This is a genomic window from Streptomyces aquilus, assembly GCF_003955715.1.
GTDB classification, from domain to species: Bacteria; Actinomycetota; Actinomycetes; order Streptomycetales; family Streptomycetaceae; genus Streptomyces; species Streptomyces aquilus.
The window spans coordinates 3,107,542-3,126,130 of record NZ_CP034463.1; the positions used below are offsets into that span (position 1 = coordinate 3,107,542).

Genomic DNA, 18,589 nt, shown 5'->3' on the forward strand with positions numbered 1-18,589 from the left:
TGCGGGGGCCGCTCCCTCAGGAGCCGGCGCCCGGCCTGTCCACGAGTTCCACCTGATCCACGGCGTTGCACCAGCGGCAGCGCACCGACTCGATGGTCTCACTGACCACCTCGCGCTCCTCGACCTTCGGCTCACCGGCCAGGTCGAGGTGGACGTACTCGACGACCTTCGACGAGCGGGTCACGTCGAACCGCGTGAGGTTGCCGCAGAGGGTGCAGCGCCACCGCGTCGAGGCGGTCGGCAGGGGAACCGTCATCGTGCCTGTGCTCTTTCCTGCTAGGTCTTCTATTGTCCGCGACACACCGGGCCCGGTGCGTGTGGCTCGTAACCCTACGGCCTGGCGGGTAGTCGTCGCTCGGCCGTCCATATCGCCCACCCGGCGGCGAGGCGGTCTGTTCGGTTGCGTCCCGTTACGTCATGCTCTGTGTTCATGATCAGCAACTGGAGGGTGACGGTCGGTGGCGCGAGCAGGTCGTTGTGGGGGTCGGCACCGGTCACCTACGGCCTGATCGCCCTGTGCTGTCTGCTGTTCCTGATCGGCCCGGCCGCGGGCCTCAATCCGGCCTACGGCACCGGCGACGAACTGCTGGCCGCCCAGCGGGCCTACTTCCACCGCTGGGGGGTGGTCCCCGCAGAACTGTTCGAAGGCTCGGCCCGAGCCGCCCTGACCCCCGCGACGGCCCTCTTCGTGCACGGCAGCTGGGTCCACCTCCTCGGCAACATGCTCTTCCTCTATGTCTTCGGAGTGCTGACCGAGGAACGGATGGGCCGCGTCCAGTTCACGCTGTTCTACGTCGGCTGCGGCTATCTGGCGCTGCTGGGCTACGCGGCGGCGAACTCCGACTCCGACCAGTCGCTGGTGGGCGCCTCCGGGGCGATCTCAGCCGTGCTCGGAGCGTTTCTCTACCTGTTCCCCGGGGCCAGGGTGACAAGCCTGCTGCCGTTCCTCTTCTTCCTCCCGCTGCGCTTCCCGGCCTGGGTGGTGCTGCCGTTCTGGGCGGCCCTGCAATGGCTGGCGGCGGGCCGGGCGCCGAACGGGCCCGGGGTGGCGTATCTGGCGCACCTGGTGGGCTTCGGCCTGGGCTTCGCCTTCGCGTGGGTGCGATTCCCCCCTGCGACTAGAGTGAAGCCCGCCCCAGCTCCGGCCCCCGAGGGAGAGAACCAGCCGTGATCACCGCGATCGTCCTCATCAAGACCAGCGTGGACCGGATCCCCGAGATCGCCGAGTCGATCGCGGCGCTGGACTCCGTGAGCGAGGTCTTCTCCGTCACCGGCACCTACGACCTGATCGCCATGGTCCGCGTCCGGCAGCACGAGGACCTCGCCGAGGTCATCCCCGGCAGCATCAGCAAGATCCCGGGCGTCGAGGCCACGGACACCCACGTCGCCTTCCGCACGTACTCCCAGCACGACCTGGAGGCGGCGTTCGCGATCGGGCTCGACAACTAGACGGTGACGTCGAGGGCGGCAATGCCCTTGTTCGTGCCGGCGTAGACACGGCGGCCGTGGACGAGGGGGGTCAGCAGGACGCCCGGGTCGGGGCCCACCGTCGCCTTCCAGAGCAGCTCGCCCCGCAGGTCGAGGGCGTGGACCTCGGTGTCGGTGCGTACGTAGACCGTGGAGTCCACCAGCACCGGGTCGGAGAAGGCCCCGCCCCCGCCGTACGTCCAGACCACGTCGCCGCGCGCCGTGATCGCCTTGAGCGCCGCCCCCGTGTCGGTCACCCCCAGGAAGGCGAAGGAGTCCGCGTTCGCCGGGACGTAGGAACCGGCGAGGTCCGGCTCCCGCCACTTCAGGCGGCCCGTCAGATCCAGCCCGAACAACTCGGCGGCCTGGTTCCCGGTGCTCACGATCACGGTGTCGCTGCTGACGGCGGGCCGGCCGACATCACCGTCCAGCGGGGCGTCGAACGGCGTGGCGCCGCCCTCGCGGATGCCGTAGAGGTGGTTGTCGTAGCAGGGCACGTAGAGGACGTCGCCGGCCACGACGAGCTCTTCGTGCGGCGCACCGTCCAGCTCGGCGTACCAGCGCACCTTGCCCCGGCCGTCGTAGGCCTGCACGATCCCCGCCCCGTCGATCGTGTGCTTCGAGGAACCGACGACGACGTTGCCTCTGAACACCGCGGGCTGCTGGAAGAACGGACTCGGCAGCTCGCGCGTCCACATCACCTCGCCCTCGGCGCTCAGTGCGATGAGCCGGCCCGGTTCGGGCTCGGTGTCGCTGACCACTGCGACGAAGATCCCGTCGGCCGTGAAGACCGGCCGGGTGACGAAGGACGCCCCCTTGAAGACGGTCGCCTTCCAGCGTTCCTTGCCGTCGCTTCCCAAGGCCCGCAGGTTCCCGTCGTCCCCCACGAAGTACAGCGTCCGGCCGTCGACGGAGAGCGCCCCGCCGGCACCGCCGGCCACGTGCGGCGGGCCGCCGGCCTTGTACGTCCAGTTCACGGACGCCTTCCGTGCGACGGACCCCGGCGCCTTCGCGCTCCCGCCCTTCCCCTCGCCCGAGCTCCCGGTCTCCGACTGCCCGAGCCACCACCAGGCGCCCGCTCCCCCGGCGCCGGCGACCACGACCCCGCCCGCGGCGAGGCGCAGCAGCCCGCGCCGCGACGGCCGTCCATCCGCGGCTTCCACCTCGGGCGGCGCCACGTCAGGCGTCTCCGCCACCGGCGCCACATACTCGACCCGGCTCTCCCGCTCCCCCGACTCCCGCTCCGGAAGCCAGATCTCGGTCCCCTGAGACGCCTCGGGGCCCGGCCCCGCAGCGGTGTACCAGCCCGGACGCAGACCGCCGCGCGGGGAACCCCCCACGGCCGCCACGACGTCCGCCGGCATCGGCCGCTGCCCCGGCTCCTCCCGGAGGCAGGCCTCCACCAGCGGCAGCAGTTCCCTCGGTACGCCCGTCAGGTCGAAGTCCCGGGTCAGGATGCGCAGCAGGATCACCGAGTCCTGCCCCTCGCCGAAGGGCTCGCGGCCGCTCGCCGCGTAGGCGAGGACGGCCCCCAGGGAGAACACGTCGCTCGACGGTCCGACCTTGCCGCCGTTGCGGATCTGCTCGGGCGAGACATAGCCGACCGAGCCCACGATCGCGCCGGTGCGGGTCATCGCCGTCGCTTCGAGGGCCCGGACGATCCCGAAGTCGATGACCCTGGGGCCGTCCGGCGCCAGCAGGATGTTGGAGGGCTTCAGGTCCCGGTGGACCATGCCACGGGCGTGGATCGCGCCCAGCGCCTCCCCGAGCGCGGCCCCCAGCACCCGGACCGCAGGCTCGGGCAGCGGTCCGCCGTCCAGGACCGCGTCCCGCAGGTTCGGTCCCTCCACGAACTCCGTCGCCATCCAGGGGCGCTCGCCCTCGGGGTCGGCGTCCACGACCCGTGCGGTGTACGTGCCCGCCCCGCCGACGGTCTGCGCGGCCCGCACCTCCTGCCGGAACCGGGCCCGGAAGGTGCGGTCCTGGGCGTACTCGGCCCTGACGACCTTCACCGCCAGCCGCAGCCCGGTCCGTGACTCGGCGAGGTAGACCTCGCCCATGCCGCCCGAGCCGAGCCGGCCTCGTACCTCGTACGGGCCGACCCTGCGCGGATCCGTCGTGCGCAGCGCCTGCACTTCCGGCTTCCCCCTGTATGTCGTACGAACGCCGTAGGGGAGCGTACCGGCAAGCGCAGGTCAGCCGGTCAGACGGCCGGGACGCAGCGCCCGTCCTCGGTCCGGTACCGCCACTTCGCACCGTCGCTGACCAGCTCGCGCACGGCGGTCACGAACCGCTCCACGTGCTCGTCCGGCGTGCCCGCGCCGAAGCTGACGCGGATGGCGTTGAGGGACTTCTCGCCGGGCGCGGCCTCGGGGGCGCCGCACTCGCCCTGGGTCTGCGGGTCGCTGCCGAGCAGGGTGCGGACGAGGGGGTGGGCGCAGAAGAGGCCGTCGCGGACGCCGATGCCGTACTCGGCGGAGAGGGCGGCGGCGAAGTGGGAGCTGTTCCAGCCCTCGACGACGAAGGAGATCACGCCGACGCGCGGGGCGTCGTCGCCGAAGAGGGAGAGGATGCGGACCTCGGGGACGTCCGCCAGGCCTTCCCGCACCTTCTCGATCAGGTACTGCTCACGGGCGACCAGGCTGTCGAAGCCGGCCTCGGTGAGCGCCTTGCAGGCCGAGGCGATGGAGTAGGCGCCGATGACGTTCGGGGAGCCGGCCTCGTGGCGGGCCGCGCTCTCGTGCCACTCCACGTCCACGCCGCCGTCCTCGCGCCGGGTGACCTTGCGACTGGCGCCGCCGCCGGCCAAATACGGCTGAGCCTGAACCAGCCAGTCCGCGCGGCCCGCGAGGACGCCGGAGCCGAACGGGGCGTACAGCTTGTGGCCGGAGAAGGCGACCCAGTCGACGTCGAGGTCGGCGACGGACACCGCGTGGTGCGGGGCGAGCTGGGCGGCGTCGAGGACGATCCGGGCGCCGTGCGCATGGGCGGCGGCGGCCAGTTCGCGCACCGGCCACAGCTCGCCGGTGACGTTGGAGGCACCGGTCACGCAGACCAGGGCGGGGCCGTAGGGGTCGCGGTCGGCGAGGGCTTTCTCCAGGGTCTCCACGGCCTGCTGGTGGGTGCGGGGCGCGTCGAGGTAGGTGACGCGGGCGTCGCGCCAGGGCAGCAGGGAGGCGTGGTGCTCGGTCTCGAAGACGAAGACCTGGCAGTCGGCCGGCAGCGCGGCGGCGAGCAGGTTGAGGGAGTCGGTGGTGGACCGGGTGAAGACGACCTGGTCGCCCTCGCGGCAGCCCAGGAACTCGGCGACGGTCCTGCGGGCGTTCTCGAACAGGTCGGTCGACAGCTGCGAGAGGTACCCGGCACCGCGGTGGACGCTTCCGTAGTAGGGCGCGTACGCCGCCACGTCGTCCCACACCCGCTGGAGGGCCGGCGCGCTGGCGGCGTAGTCGAGGGCGGCGTAGGTGACCTCGCCACCGGTGACGAGCGGGACGGTGACATCACGGCCCAGAACGGGCAGGGGGGCACAAATGGTCTGGGCGGCGGCAGCGGTGGAGACAGACATGGGGAACTCCCGTGAGAGGGCATGCCGAAGCAGGCATACAGAAGAAGCTGGCATGCGGAAGAAGAGAAAAAGGGTGCGCGGAGGCGGGGCTCTGCGGCCCTATCGCATTCGCTTGCTCACGGAAGACTCCCTCGAACGACCAGGACCCCTGGATTCGAGAGGGGCCCGCGCTTGCCGTAGACCTCGCTGCCTACGGCCTGGTCTTCACCCGGGGCACCCCGCCACGGACGGAGGGTTGCCGGACAGTCGGCCGGGGCCTCATGACTGTCACTCATGACCTGGTACAGGAAAGTACGCGATGTGATCGTCGGCCCGCAACCCGTGTCCGGATCGCGGGACGACGATCGGCACGACTACCGGTTGCTGGCCGCCACCCAGCGGTCGAGGGCCTGCTTGGCGGCGCCCGAGTCGATCGACTCGGCGGCCTGGTCCATGCCGGCCCGCAGCTGCTCCGCCAGCGTCCCCGAGCCAGGCTCCAGGGCCACCAGAGCGGCCGCCGAGTTCAGCAGGACCGCGTCCCGGACGGGGCCGGTCTCACCGTCGAGCAGCCGGCGCGCGACCTCCGCGTTGAACGCCGGGTCCCCGCCTCGCAGCGCCTCCACCGGCACCAGTTCGAGGCCGACGTCACGCGGGTCGAAGGCCTCCTCGGTGACCTTGCCGTCGCGGACGATCCACACCCGGGAGGTGGCGGTGGTCGTCAGCTCGTCGAGGCCGTCGTCGCCGCGGAACACCAGGGAGGAGTTGCCGCGCTCGGCGAACACCCCGGCGACGATCGGCGCCATCAGCGGGTCGGCGACGCCCACCGCCTGCGCCTTGACCTTCGCCGGGTTGGTCAGCGGGCCGAGGGCGTTGAACACCGTGCGGATGCCCAACTGGCCGCGGGCGGCGCCCGCGTGACGCAGCGCCGGGTGGAACTTGATGGCGAAGCAGAAGGTGATGCCGGCCTCCTCGGCGACCTCGGCCACCCGCTTGGGCGTGAGGTCGAGGTTGACGCCCAGCTTCTCCAGGACGTCCGAGGAGCCCGATGCCGACGAGGCCGCGCGGTTGCCGTGCTTGACGACCTTCGCGCCGGTGCCGGCCACGACGAGGGAGGACATCGTGGAGATGTTCACCGTCTTCGCGCCGTCGCCGCCGGTGCCGACGATGTCGACGGTCCGCCCGGACACCTCGATCAGGTTGGCGTGCTCGTACATCGCCCGGACGAGGCCGGTGATCTCCTCGACCGTCTCCCCCTTGGCGCGCAGGGCCACCACGAACCCGGCGATCTGCGCGTCGGTCGCCTCGCCGCGCATGATCTTGTCCATCGCCCAGGCGGTGGCGTCGGCGCTCTGGTCCTGCCCGTACAGCAGGGCGTTCAGCACCTCGGGCCAGGAACGGCCCGCCGCGGTGTCGCCTCCAGCGGGGGTCACAGCGCTCATACGGCCGCTCCTGGGTGTCGTGAGACCTGCTTCAACAGATGTTTGACCCCACCCTATCCAGCTCAGGACACGCAGAAGGGCCCCCGTCCGAAGACCGGACGGGGGCCCTTCCAGCGCGCGTGGCGAGCGCAGCGATCAGTGGTGGCCGTGGCCGCTCGTGATCTCCTTGTACTCCTCGACGGTGGGCTTGGCGATCTGCGACTCCTCGCCGAAGTACGCCTCGCTGAGCTTGGCGCGCAGCTTCTCGGAGCCCTTCACCTTGCGCTCGACGCCGTTCTCGTCGACCGTCGGGCCGATCTCGGCCGGCTTGTACTGCTCGTGCGCCGTGAGCGTGTGCAGCGCGTCCTGGCTGAGCGGCTCGTGCACCTCGATGAACTCACCGTGCGGCAGGCGCTTGATGATGCCGGACTCGCGGCCGTGCAGCACCTTGTCCTTGTCGCGGCGCTGGAGGCCGAGGCAGATCCGCTTGGTGATGATGAACGCGATGACCGGACCGACGAAGAACGCGATGCGGACGAACCAGGTGATCGAGTTGATCGACAGGTGGAAGTGGGTGGCCCACAGGTCGTTTCCACCACCGACGAGCAGCACCATGTACCAGGTGATCCACGCGACGCCGAAGGCCGTACGGGTCGGGGCGTTGCGCGGGCGGTCCAGGATGTGGTGCTCGCGCCGGTCGCCGGTGACCCAGGCCTCGATGAACGGGTAGACCGCGATCGCGACCAGGACCAGCGGGAAGATCACCAGCGGGACGAAGACGCCCAGGACGAGCGTGTGACCCCAGAAGTTGATCTCCCAGCCCGGCATGACACGGATCAGGCCCTCGGAGAAGCCCATGTACCAGTCGGGCTGGGCGCCCGTGGACACCTGGTCCGGACGGTACGGGCCCATGGACCAGATCGGGTTGATCGAGGCGATGGCCGCGATGACCGCGATGACACCGAAGACCAGGAAGAAGAAGCCTCCGGCCTTGGCCGTGTAGACCGGCAGCAGCGGCATGCCGACGACGTTGTTGTTGTTCTTGCCGGGGCCCGCGTACTGCGTGTGCTTGTGGTAGAAGACCAGGATCAGGTGGGCCACCACGAGGCCGAGCATGATGCCCGGCAGCAGCAGGATGTGGATCGAGTAGAAGCGGGCCACGAAGTCGCCGCCCGGGAACTCGCCGCCGAAGAGGAAGAACGACAGGTACGTGCCGACGATCGGCACGGACAGGATCGCGCCCTCCATGAAGCGGACACCGGTGCCGGAGAGCAGGTCGTCCGGGAGCGAGTAACCGGTGAAGCCGGTGAACATGCCCAGGACGAACAGCAGGAAGCCGAACAGCCAGTTGACCTCACGCGGCTTGCGGAACGCGCCCGTGAAGAACACACGCATCATGTGCACGAACATGCCGGCGAGGAAGATCAGCGCCGCCCAGTGGTGGATCTGCCGGATCAGCAGACCACCGCGCACATCGAAGGAGATGTGCATGGTCGAGTTGAACGCCTCGGACATCAGCTGTCCCTGCAGCGGGACGTAGCTGCCGTGGTACTCCACCTCGTTCATCGACGGGTGGAAGAACAGCGTCAGGTACACACCCGTGAGGATGATGATGATGAAGCTGTACAGGCAGATCTCACCCAGCATGAACGACCAGTGGTCGGGGAAGATCTTGCGCATGTTGGCCTTGGCCAGGGAGTAGATCCCCAGTCGGCCGTCGGCCCAGTCGGCGAGCTTCTCGCCGGCCGGTGCCTTCCCGCGAGAGCGGGAGTCTGTGGTCTCGGTCGTGGTGGTCATCCGCGCTCCCAGAAAGCAGGACCGACGGGCTCCTCGAAGTCGCCGAGCGCCTCGAGGTAACCCTCCTCGTTCACACCGATGCGCAGCTGCGGCAGGGCGTGACCAGCGGGGCCGAAGATCACCCGGGCGCCGTCGGAGAGGTCGAAGGTGGACTGGTGGCACGGGCACAGCACGTGGTGCGTCTGCTGCTCGTACAGGGAGATCGGGCAACCGACGTGGGTGCAGATCTTCGAGTACGCCACGATGCCGTCGTGCGACCACTCGAGCTCGCGCTTGTCCTTGATGTTGTCCGGCTGGATCCGGACGATCATCAGGGCCGCCTTGGCGATCTCGGTCTGGAACTCCTCGTCGTGCTCCTCCAGGCCCTCGGGCTTGGCGAAGGTGAGCGAACCGACCGCGACGTCCTCGGGACGCAGCGGCTCGTTCGTGTTCATGTTGACGAGCTGGAGGCCCTTGCGCCACATGGTGTGACGCAGCTTGGTCCCGGGCAGCGGGCCGAGGTCGCGCAGCAGCACGACACCGGCGAGCGGCACCAGGGTGAGCGCGCCGAGCATGGTGTTGCGGATCAGCTTGCGACGGCCGAGCGCGGACTCCTTGGCGCCCTGCTTCCAGTCGTCGAAGACCTTCTCGCGCACCTCGGGAGACGCCTCGATCGGGTGACGCTCGTCGACCATCTCCACGTCGGACATCAGGGTGCGGGCCCAGTGGACCGCGCCCGCGCCGATCGCGAAGAGGGCGACACCGAGGGTCAGGCCGAGCGAGAAGTTCAGCGCGTTGATGTGCCCGATGGGGAAGACGTAGATCGCCTTGTCGTGCGGGACACCCACGTACGCGGCGATGAAGCCGATCGTGGCCAGCATCGACAGGGTGAACAGCATCGCCACCGTGCGCTCGGACCGCCTGGCGGCCCGCTCGTCGATGTCCTGGACCCGGTGCTCGTGCGGCGGCAGGCCGGGGTCGGCGAAGGGGTCCTTGTCGTCCGCGACGCTCACCGCGCCGTGGGCGTCCTGCTCAGCGGGCAGGTTCTCTTCTGGAATGTCTTGGCTACTCATGACTTCTTGGCCTTTGCGGTCCGAGCGGCGAGCCAGACGGCGATTCCGATCAGGCCACCGAGTCCGAACACCCACGCGAAGAGACCCTCGCTGACCGGACCGAGGCCGCCCAGCTCGAGGCCGCCGGGGCTCTCGGTGTCGTCACCGTTGACCGCGTCGAGGTACGCGATGATGTCCTTCTTGTTCTGCTCCGACAGCGTGGTGTCGGGGAACGACGGCATGTTCTGCGGGCCGGTCTGCATGGCCTCGTAGATGTGCTTCGGGTCGACACCCTCGAGGCTCGGCGCGAACTTGCCGTGCGTCAGCGCACCGCCCTTGCCGGTGAAGTTGTGGCACTGCGCGCAGTTGGTGCGGAACAGCTCGCCACCCTTGGCGATGTCCGCGCCCTCCGGGCTGTACTGGTTCTTCGTCGGGACGACCGGACCGGCGCCCAACGAGGAGATGTACGCGGCGAGCTGGTCGATCTCGGCCTGCGTGTAGATGACCTTCTTGCGCGGGACCTGGGCGCCCGGCTGCTGGGCCGGCATACGGCCGGTGCCGACCTGGAAGTCCACGGCCGCGGAGCCCACACCCACGAGGCTCGGCCCGTCGGTGGTGCCCTGAGCACCGGTGCCGTGGCAGCTGGCGCAGCCCACGGCGTAGAGCTTCTTGCCCTCCTCGATGGTGAGGGACTGGGCGGTTTCATCGGCCTGCGCCTTGTCCGCGGGCGCGAACGCGGCGTACAGCCCCCCAGTGGCCGCCAGCGCGAGGAGTAGGACGACGAGCGCCGCCAGCGGATGGCGTCGTCGTGCGGAGAGCTTTTTCACGGATTACCCCGGTGTCAGGATCTTCTGCGTCGATGCTTCTGGAAGTGCGCTTCTCGTGGAGGCGCTCGGGAACGGGCCCCGACTACTTGATCAGGTAGATCGTGGCGAAGAGGCCGATCCAGACGACATCGACGAAGTGCCAGTAGTAGGACACGACGATGGCGGCGGTCGCCTGCTCGTGCGTGAACCTCTTGGCCGCGTAGGTGCGGCCGAGGACGAACAGGAAGGCGATGAGGCCACCCGTCACGTGCAGACCGTGGAAACCGGTGGTCAGGTAGAAGACCGAGCCGTACGGGTCCGAGGAGAGCGAGAGCCCGTCCTTCTTGACCAGCTCGGTGTACTCGAACACCTGACCGCCGATGAAGATCGCACCCATCACGAAGGTGACGATGAACCACATCCGGAGCTTCTTCACGTCACCGCGCTCGGCGGCGAACACGCCGAGCTGGCAGGTGAGGGAGGAGAGCACCAGGATCGTGGTGTTGGTCGCCGAGAACGGAAGGTTCAGGCTCTCGGCCATTTCCTTCCAGTGATCGGGACCCGTCACCGATCGCAGGGTGAAGTACATCGCGAAGAGGGCCGCGAAGAACATCAGCTCGGAACTCAGCCAGATGATCGTTCCGACACTGGTGAGGTTCGGCCGATTGACCGACGGGTGCGCGTGCCCGGTTTCTACTGTCGTTGCTGTCGCCACGACCGACATTATGTCGGTCGCTTATCCCGCCCTCACTCCGGGGGGTGCCGTTCGGAGTGTTCGCACCCTGTGTACTGCCCGGATGGCCCATCGCGGGGGCGCTCCAGCGGGTGTTGACGGGCTGTTCAAGGGAGTAGCATCCGCGGCAACTGTTCTGTCCGTACGACGCTGATGTCACGGAGGAAGCATGCAGGCGACCGCCACGGTGCTGGTCTACAGCGACGACGCCAACACCCGCGAGCAGGTACGGCTCGCGACCGGCCGGCGGCCGGCTCCGGACGTCCCGGTGGTCGAGTTCGTGGAGTGCGCCACGTCCGCCGCGGTGCTCAAGGAGCTGGACCGGGGCGGGATCGACGTCTGCGTGCTGGACGGCGAGGCCGTACCGATGGGCGGCATGGGGCTGTGCCGCCAGATCAAGGACGAGGTCTTCAACTCCCCGCCGGTGCTGCTGCTGATCGGCCGCCCGCAGGACGCCTGGCTGGCCACCTGGAGCCGCGCCGAGGGCGCTGTGACGCACCCGGTGGACCCGGTGGAGTTCGCCTCGGCACTGGCCTCCCTGCTGCGCCAGAAGCGGGCCCTGAGCGCCTGAGGCGGCCCTAGACGCTCTCCGGCCGCAGTCGGGCCCGCTGCTCGGCGCTGGGGGCCTCAGGGGCGCCGGCGGTCAGGGCGCTGCCCTTGCGCCACTTGTTCCACTTGAGGTTCCAGTCGCCGAAACCGTTACCGAAGGTCTCCATGGTGTCGCCGTACGAGTTGACGACCTTCACCACGTCGCCCTCGTGGACGGTGTCGAAGAACCACTCGGCGTTGCCGGTGCTCATGCCGGTGCAGCCGTGGCTGACGTTCTCGTAGCCCTGGGAGCCCACGGACCAGGGGGCGGCGTGCACGTACTCGCCGCTCCAGGTGACCCGGGTCGCGTAGTAGACCGGCAGGTCGTACGACTCGGACGAGCCCTCGGCGATGCCGATGCTGGTGCCGCGCATCCGTACGAAGTACTCCTTGCCGAGTACGACCTTGACGCCGTTGCGGGTCTCGAAGCCGGGCTTGCCGGTGGTGACCGGGAGCTCCTTGATGACCTCGCCGTTCTTGTAGACCGTCATGCTGTGTGACGAGGCGTCCGTCACCGCGATGATGCGGTCCCCGGTGGTCAGCTTGAGGGGCTTGGTCCGACCGCCCCACAAGCGGTCGCTGATCTTCACTCCGTCCAGGTTGCTGCGGACCTGGATCGTGGCGTGGGCGGGCCAGTACTCCTTGGGCCGGTAGTGGAGTTCCTTGTCGTCCACCCAGTACCAGGCGCCCTCTGTGGCGGGCATCGAGTCGACCTTGAGGGCGCGCTCGACGATGGCCCGCTGCGCCTTGTCCTTGACGGGCTTGTTCAGTTCGGCCGTGATGGGCTGGCCGACGCCGTACTTGCCCGCCTTGGGGCCGAAGGTGACCTTCAGGCGCTTCTTCGTGGTGGGCTTGCCGGTGTCGAAGGCGAGGACCCGGCGGCCGGGCGCCCCGTCCTCGTCCTCGGTGCTCACCCGGACCGTGTAGTGGGCGCTGGCGGCCAGCGGGGTGGTGCTGTGCCATCGGCTGCCGTCGGCGGAGAGTTCGCCCGCCACATGGCGTCCCGTGGCGTCCATGGCCGTGACGTCGGTGATGCGCCCGTCGTCGTCCTCGGCGGTGACCTCCAGCGGCTTGTCCGGGTCGGCCTTCTTGCCGTCGCCGGAGGGGCCGTTGAAGGAAATCTGGTCCGCCGCGTCGTACGGCGCCGCCGACAGCGGGTTGCCGTCGCTGCTGCAGGCGGTGGCGCCCGCGGTGAGGGCGAGCACCAGCAGGGTGCAGGAGAGAACGGTGCGCGTGCGCGGAGTGTGGCTCATGTACTTCACGCTAGGAACGTTCGTCAGCAGCGGCGCGGCGGGTAACTCGTACGAGGGACGGGCACTGCTGCATCCGGCCATCGAAACTGCTGCAAAAGCGGGAGCCCGGACGCTCCTGACGGAGTGTCCGGGCTCTCGTTGAGCTCAGGCCGTGCTACTGGGTGCGGTTCTCACCGCGGTAGTACTCGAAGACCCAGCCCCACAGGCCGACCAGGATCAGCGGCGCCGAGAAGTACATCAGCCACCAGCCGATCGCGATCGACAGGAAGGCGAGCGCGCCACCGACCGCCAGGGACAGCGGCTGCCAGCTGTGCGGGCTGAAGAACCCGACCTCGCCGGCGTCGTCCGCGACGTCCGCCTCCTTGTTGTCCTGCGCGCCCGCGTCGACCCGCCGGGCCGTGAAGCCCAGGTAGAAGCCGACCATGATGCACAGACCGAAGGCCAGGAAGAGGGCCGTGGTACCGGCCGGCTCCTTCGACCACACGCCATAGACGACCGCCATGGCGAGGACGAAGACGCTCAGCCACATGAACATCTTGCCCTGGATCTTCACTTGCCGGCCTCCTTGCCACCAGCGAGCGCCTTCTCACCGTGAGGCGCGTTCTCGAGCTGGTCGAGAGCGGCGATCTCCGGGTGGTGCAGGTCGAACGCCGGGGATTCGCTGCGGATACGGGGCAGGGTGAGGAAGTTGTGCCGCGGCGGCGGGCAGGACGTCGCCCACTCGAGCGAACGGCCGTAGCCCCACGGGTCGTCGACGCCGACCGGCTTGCCGTACTTGGCCGTCTTCCACACGTTGTAGAGGAACGGCAGGATCGACGCGCCGAGCACGAACGAGCTGATCGTCGAGATCGTGTTCAGGGCGGTGAAGCCGTCGGCCGCCAGGTAGTCGGCGTAACGCCGCGGCATGCCCTCCGCGCCCAGCCAGTGCTGGACGAGGAACGTGCCGTGGAAGCCGACGAACAGCGTCCAGAACGTGATCTTGCCGAGGCGCTCGTCGAGCATCTTGCCGGTCATCTTCGGCCACCAGAAGTGGAAGCCGGAGAACATCGCGAAGACGACGGTGCCGAAGACGACGTAGTGGAAGTGCGCCACCACGAAGTACGAGTCGGACACGTGGAAGTCCATCGGCGGCGAGGCCAGGATGACACCGGTCAGACCACCGAAGGTGAAGGTGATGAGGAAGCCGGTGGCCCAGAGCATCGGGGTCTCGAAACTCAAGGACCCCTTCCACATCGTTCCGATCCAGTTGAAGAACTTCACGCCCGTTGGCACGGCGATGAGGAACGTCATGAAGGAGAAGAACGGCAGCAGCACTCCGCCGGTGACGTACATGTGGTGGGCCCACACCGTCACGGACAGACCGGCGATCGCGATGGTGGCGCCGATCAGGCCCATGTAGCCGAACATCGGCTTGCGGGAGAAGACCGGGATGACCTCGGAGATGATGCCGAAGAACGGTAGCGCGATGATGTACACCTCTGGATGGCCGAAGAACCAGAAGAGGTGTTGCCACAGCAACGCCCCGCCGTTGGCGGAGTCGAAGACATGGGCGCCGAACTTGCGGTCCGCCTCCAGCGCGAAGAGGGCCGCGGCCAGCACGGGGAAGGCGAGCAGGACCAGGACGGCGGTCAGCAGCACGTTCCACACGAAGATCGGCATGCGGAACATGGTCATGCCCGGCGCACGCATGCAGATGATCGTGGTGATGAAGTTGACCGAGCCGAGGATGGTGCCGAAGCCGGAGAAGGCCAGACCCATGATCCACATGTCGGCGCCGACGCCCGGGGAGCGCACGGCGTCCGAGAGCGGGCTGTAGGCGAACCAGCCGAAGTCGGCCGCGCCCTGCGGGGTGAGGAAGCCGCCGACCGCGATGAGCGAGCCGAACAGGTACAGCCAGTAGGCGAACATGTTCAGACGCGGGAAGGCGACGTCGGGGGCGCCGATCTGGAGCGGCATGATCCAGTTCGCGAAGCCGGCGAACAGCGGCGTCGCGAACATCAGCAGCATGATCGTGCCGTGCATCGTGAACGCCTGGTTGAACTGCTCGTTCGACATGATCTGCAGACCAGGCCGGGCGAGCTCGGCGCGCATGAGCAGCGCCATCACGCCACCGATGCAGAAGAACGCGAACGACGTGACGAGGTACAGCGTTCCGATCGTCTTGTGGTCAGTGGTGGTGAGCCACTTGATCACGACGTTGCCGGGCTGCTTGCGCCGGACCGGCAGCTCGTCTGAGTAGTGTCCCTCAGCTGCCGCGGCACCCTGGGGTTCGTTGAGGATGCTCACAGGTTGTTCGTCTCCCGGTTCTTCTCGTGGGCGGTCTGCTCGATGCCCGCGGGAACGTAACCGGTCTGCCCCTTCTTGGCGAGGTCCTTGAGGTGCTGCTCGTAGCGCTCGGGGGAGACGACCTTCACGTTGAACAGCATCCGGGAGTGGTCGACGCCGCAGAGCTCGGCGCACTTGCCCAGGAAGGTGCCCTCCTTGTTGGGGGTCACCTGGAAGGAGTTGGTGTGGCCCGGGATGACGTCCTGCTTCATGAGGAACGGCACCACCCAGAAGGAGTGGATGACGTCACGCGAGGTGAGCACGAAGCGGACCGTCTTGCCCTTGGGCAGCCACAGCGTGGGACCCGGGTTGTGGGTCTGCGGGTTGCGGGTGCCGGGCGTACCGACGTCGTAGACACCGCCGGCGTTCGCCGGGAAGTCCGCCTTGAACCGGTCCGGAATGGCGTCCAGGTTCTTGTCGGTCTTCGCGTCGCCGGTGGAACCGTCGACGTTCTCGATGTAGTTGAAGCCCCAGCTCCACTGGAAGCCGACCACGTTCACAGTGACGTCGGGCTTCTTGTCGAGGCTGAGGAGCTTCGACTCGTCGCGGGCCGTGAAGTAGAACAGCACCGAGACGATGATGAGCGGGACCACGGTGTACAGCGCCTCGATGGGCATGTTGTACCGGGTCTGCGGAGGAACTTCGACCTTCGTGCGGCTGCGCCGGTGGAAGAAAGCACTCCACAGGATCAGGCCCCACACCAGCACGCCGGTGGCCAGCGCGGCAGCCCAGGAGCCCTGCCACAGGGAGAGGATCCGCGGAGCCTCTTCCGTGGTCGGGGTGGGCATACCAAGGCGGGGGAAGTCCTTGTATGTGCAACCGGTGGCGGTCGCCAGGACCAGGCCCGCGGTCATTGCCTGCAGCAGCTTCCGCCGCATCGGGCGCCGCGGCGAGCGGTCGGAGCCGTTGGGACTCACGTAGCGCCTTCCCGAGAGTCTCGCCCGCGCGGATTGGCTGCGGCCTGCCTTACTCGGTGGTCGGTCGCCGCCCTGCGTCGGGCAGGGGTTTGGATGTTTATGCGGACCAAACCCTAGCCGACGCGTTCTGGGGGTTCGCGGGGAGGGGTGCCTAGTGGGTGGGGTGGTTCGCTGGATTGGCGGGTGCGGGTTGTTTTGGGCTGGTAGCGCAGTTCCCCGCGCCCCTGGCGGCGTTAGCGTTGGCGCGTGTCTTACTTTGACGCTGCATCCAGTGCGCCCCTTCATCCCGTAGCCCGTCAGGCGCTGTTGGCCTCCCTGGACGAGGGGTGGGCTGATCCTTCGCGGCTCTACCGGGAGGGGCGGCGGGCTCGGATGTTGCTCGATGCCGCTCGGGAAGCCGCTGCCGAGGCTGTGGGGTGTCGGGTGGACGAACTGCGCTTCACCCCTTCAGGGACGCATGCCGTACACAGCGGTATCGCCGGGGCCTTGGCGGGGCGGCGGCGCGTGGGACGTCACCTGATCGTGTCAGCCGTGGAACATTCCTCCGTGCTCCATTCGGCCGAACTGCACGAGAAAGAGGGCGGTTCGGTCACCCAGGTGACGGTCGACCGCGGGGGGCGGGTCGTCCCCTCCGGCTACGCCGACGCGCTCCGGCCGGACACCGCGCTCGCCTGTCTCCAGTCGGCCAACCATGAGGTGGGGACCGAGCAGCCGGTGGCCGAGGTGGCCGAGGTGTGCCGGGCCGCCGGGGTGCCGTTGCTGGTGGACGCGGCGCAGTCGCTGGCGTGGGGGCCGGTGGAGGGGCCCTGGTCGCTTCTCGCGGGCAGTGCGCACAAATGGGGTGGGCCCGCCGGAGTCGGGCTGCTTGTCGTCCGGAAGGGGGTGCGGTTCGCCGCTCAAGGGCCGGTGGACGAGAGGGGATACGGCTTCGAGAACCTCCCCGCGATCGTCGCGGCGGCGGCCTCGCTGCGGGCCGTGCGGGCCGAGGCGGCTCAAGAGGCGGTACGGCTGCGGGAGCTGACGGAGCGGATCCGGGCGCGGGTGCCGGAGCTCGTCGCGGATGTGGAGGTGGTCGGCGATCCGGAGCGGCGGCTGCCGGGGATCGTCACCTTCTCCTGTCTCTATGTCGACGGGGAGACCTTGCTGCACGAGCTGGACCGGGAGGGATTCTCCGTTTCCTCCGGTTCGTCCTGTACGAGCAGCACGCTGACGCCCAGCCATGTGCTGAAGGCGATGGGGGTGCTGAGTGAGGGGAATGTGCGGGTCTCGTTGCCGGCGGGGACCGCGGCCGAGGACGTGGAGCGGTTTCTCGCCGTGCTGCCGGGCGTGGTGAACGGCGTACGGGAGAAGCTGGGCGCACCCACGCCGACCGCGGTGGTGCGCGCGGACGAGCTGCTCGTCGACGCCCTCGGCAAGCGCTGCCCGATCCCGGTCATCGAGCTGGCCAAGGTCATCGGCGACGTGCCGGTGGGCGGGCTCGTGCGGGTGCTGTCGGACGACGAGGCGGCCCGTCTCGACATCCCGGCGTGGTGCGAGATGCGGGAGCAGGAGTACGTCGGTGAGGAGCCGGCGGACAAGGGGACTGCCTACCTCGTCCGCCGGACCTCGTAAGGCCTTACGCCAGGTGCTTCTGGACCTCGGCCGCGGCCTCGTCGCCGTACGCCTTGGTGAAGCGCTCCATGAAGTGGCCGCGGCGCAGCTGGTACTCCTGGGTGCCGACGGTCTCGATGACGAGGGTCGCCAGCATGCAGCCCACCTGGGCCGCCCGCTCCAGCGAGACGCCCCAGACCAGGCCCGACAGGAACCCGGCGCGGAAGGCGTCGCCGACGCCGGTCGGGTCGGCCTTGCGGTCCTCCTCGGGGCAGCCGACGACGACCGGCTCCTCGCCGGCCTTCTCGATCCGTACGCCTCGGGCGCCGAGCGTGGTGACGCGGTGACCGACCTTCGCGAGGATCTCGGCGTCCGTCCAGCCGGTCTTGGACTCGATGAGGCCCTTCTCGTACTCGTTGGAGAAGAGGTACGTGGCGCCTTCCAGCAGGACCCGGATCTCGTCGCCGTTCATCCGGGCGATCTGCTGGGAGAAGTCGGCGGCGAAGGGGAGGGCGCGGGAGCGGCATTCCTCCGTGTGGCGGAGCATCGCCTCCGGGTCGTCGGCGCCGATGAGGACCAGGTCGAGGCCGCCGACGCGGTCGGCGACGGTCTGGAGCTCGATGAGGCGGGCCTCGCTCATCGCACCGGTGTAGAAGGAGCCGATCTGGTTGTGGTCGGCGTCGGTGGTGCAGACGAACCGGGCGGTGTGCAGGGTCTCGGAGATACGGACCGAGGCGGTGTCGACGCCGTGGCGGTCCAGCCACGCCCGGTACTCGTCGAAGTCGAAGCCTGCGGCGCCGACCAGGATCGGCTCGGTGCCCAGCTGACCCATGCCGAAGGCGATGTTCGCGCCGACGCCGCCGCGGCGGACGTCGAGGTTGTCGACCAGGAAGGAGAGCGAGACCGTGTGCAACTGGTCCGCGACCAACTGGTCGGCGAAGCGGCCGGGGAAGGTCATGAGGTGGTCGGTGGCGATGGAGCCGGTGACTGCGATGCGCACGGCGTGGACTCTCCTGTGGGGAGAAACTGGATTGACAGTTCACGCTACCTGGTCCGTACGGGCCTCTGAAGCGGCCAAAACTACCCGATAGTAGATCTTTCTTCGCGGGCTCCGTCGTGC

General features: G+C 68.8%; 17 protein-coding genes and 1 riboswitch. Of the genes, 4 read left to right on the forward strand and 13 right to left on the reverse strand.

Translation table 11 applies throughout. The features are described 5' to 3' along the window. Positions 1 to 16 precede the first annotated feature (16 nt). Positions 17 to 256: a hypothetical protein gene (locus tag EJC51_RS14350; RefSeq protein ID WP_037719539.1), complete on the reverse strand. Its 240-nt coding sequence runs from the start codon at positions 254 to 256 to the stop codon at positions 17 to 19. Positions 257 to 430: 174 nt separating this feature from the next. Here EJC51_RS14350 and EJC51_RS14355 point away from each other — a divergent pair, with 174 nt between their 5' ends. Both EJC51_RS14355 and EJC51_RS14360 read left to right on the forward strand, forming a co-directional pair. Continuing rightward, a complete protein-coding gene (locus EJC51_RS14355) occupies positions 431 to 1,171 on the forward strand; it encodes a rhomboid family intramembrane serine protease (RefSeq protein WP_126271436.1) in 741 nt (246 codons plus the stop codon). Continuing rightward, complete coding sequence (locus tag EJC51_RS14360) at positions 1,168 to 1,449, forward strand: Lrp/AsnC family transcriptional regulator (RefSeq protein ID WP_059197589.1); 282 nt, start codon at positions 1,168 to 1,170, stop codon at positions 1,447 to 1,449. Before EJC51_RS14355 ends, EJC51_RS14360 begins: the two co-directional genes overlap by 4 nt. On the opposite strand, the gene EJC51_RS14365 is transcribed toward EJC51_RS14360, so the two are convergent. From EJC51_RS14365 to ctaE, 7 genes are all read right to left on the reverse strand, one after another. Continuing rightward, on the reverse strand, positions 1,446 to 3,602 hold the full coding sequence (locus EJC51_RS14365) for a protein kinase domain-containing protein (RefSeq protein ID WP_126271437.1): 2,157 nt from the start codon (positions 3,600 to 3,602) through the stop codon (positions 1,446 to 1,448). The genes EJC51_RS14360 and EJC51_RS14365 overlap by 4 nt on opposite strands. Before the next feature lie 68 nt (positions 3,603 to 3,670). Continuing rightward, positions 3,671 to 5,032 carry an aminotransferase class V-fold PLP-dependent enzyme gene (locus tag EJC51_RS14370; protein WP_126271438.1) on the reverse strand — a complete coding sequence of 454 codons (1,362 nt, stop codon included), beginning with the start codon at positions 5,030 to 5,032 and terminating at the stop codon, positions 3,671 to 3,673. Between the two features lie 162 nt (positions 5,033 to 5,194). Further along, positions 5,195 to 5,311, reverse strand: a riboswitch (SAM riboswitch). Positions 5,312 to 5,385: 74 nt separating this feature from the next. Next, entirely contained in the window at positions 5,386 to 6,450 is a 1,065-nt protein-coding gene (trpD, locus tag EJC51_RS14375) for an anthranilate phosphoribosyltransferase (RefSeq protein ID WP_126271439.1), read from the reverse strand. A 135-nt stretch (positions 6,451 to 6,585) separates the two neighbouring features. Further along, positions 6,586 to 8,226, reverse strand: coding sequence for a cytochrome bc1 complex cytochrome b subunit (qcrB, locus tag EJC51_RS14380; protein WP_126271440.1), 1,641 nt, complete (start codon positions 8,224 to 8,226; stop codon positions 6,586 to 6,588). Then, complete coding sequence (gene qcrA, locus EJC51_RS14385) at positions 8,223 to 9,278, reverse strand: cytochrome bc1 complex Rieske iron-sulfur subunit (protein WP_126271441.1); 1,056 nt, start codon at positions 9,276 to 9,278, stop codon at positions 8,223 to 8,225. Before qcrA ends, qcrB begins: the two co-directional genes overlap by 4 nt. Beyond that, the gene (gene qcrC, locus EJC51_RS14390) at positions 9,275 to 10,084 is read right to left on the reverse strand and encodes a cytochrome bc1 complex diheme cytochrome c subunit (protein WP_126271442.1); all 810 of its coding nucleotides are present in this window, start codon (positions 10,082 to 10,084) and stop codon (positions 9,275 to 9,277) included. Before qcrC ends, qcrA begins: the two co-directional genes overlap by 4 nt. Positions 10,085 to 10,166: 82 nt before the next feature. After that, on the reverse strand, positions 10,167 to 10,787 hold the full coding sequence (ctaE, locus tag EJC51_RS14395; RefSeq protein ID WP_059197596.1) for an aa3-type cytochrome oxidase subunit III: 621 nt from the start codon (positions 10,785 to 10,787) through the stop codon (positions 10,167 to 10,169). Between the two features lie 178 nt (positions 10,788 to 10,965). On the opposite strand from ctaE, the gene EJC51_RS14400 reads away from it, so the two are divergent. After that, complete coding sequence (locus tag EJC51_RS14400; RefSeq protein WP_126271443.1) at positions 10,966 to 11,367, forward strand: response regulator; 402 nt, start codon at positions 10,966 to 10,968, stop codon at positions 11,365 to 11,367. A 7-nt stretch (positions 11,368 to 11,374) separates the two neighbouring features. Here the strand turns inward: EJC51_RS14400 and EJC51_RS14405 are convergent, their stop codons facing one another. From EJC51_RS14405 to ctaC, 4 genes are all read right to left on the reverse strand, one after another. Continuing rightward, complete coding sequence (locus EJC51_RS14405; protein ID WP_126271444.1) at positions 11,375 to 12,637, reverse strand: L,D-transpeptidase; 1,263 nt, start codon at positions 12,635 to 12,637, stop codon at positions 11,375 to 11,377. Positions 12,638 to 12,791: 154 nt separating this feature from the next. Beyond that, entirely contained in the window at positions 12,792 to 13,190 is a 399-nt protein-coding gene (locus EJC51_RS14410) for a cytochrome c oxidase subunit 4 (RefSeq protein ID WP_109499282.1), read from the reverse strand. Further along, entirely contained in the window at positions 13,187 to 14,923 is a 1,737-nt protein-coding gene (gene ctaD / locus EJC51_RS14415; RefSeq protein ID WP_126271445.1) for an aa3-type cytochrome oxidase subunit I, read from the reverse strand. Before ctaD ends, EJC51_RS14410 begins: the two co-directional genes overlap by 4 nt. Further along, complete coding sequence (gene ctaC / locus EJC51_RS14420) at positions 14,920 to 15,879, reverse strand: aa3-type cytochrome oxidase subunit II (protein WP_097263052.1); 960 nt, start codon at positions 15,877 to 15,879, stop codon at positions 14,920 to 14,922. Before ctaC ends, ctaD begins: the two co-directional genes overlap by 4 nt. Before the next feature lie 246 nt (positions 15,880 to 16,125). Between ctaC and EJC51_RS14425 the strand changes: the two genes are divergently transcribed. Next, positions 16,126 to 17,490 (forward strand): cysteine desulfurase/sulfurtransferase TusA family protein, encoded by a 1,365-nt coding sequence (locus EJC51_RS14425; RefSeq protein WP_126271446.1) that lies wholly within the window; start codon positions 16,126 to 16,128, stop codon positions 17,488 to 17,490. 4 nt (positions 17,491 to 17,494) lie between these two features. Here EJC51_RS14425 and EJC51_RS14430 read toward each other — a convergent pair whose 3' ends face one another. Further along, positions 17,495 to 18,469, reverse strand: coding sequence for a carbohydrate kinase family protein (locus EJC51_RS14430; protein WP_126271447.1), 975 nt, complete (start codon positions 18,467 to 18,469; stop codon positions 17,495 to 17,497). Positions 18,470 to 18,589 lie beyond the last annotated feature (120 nt).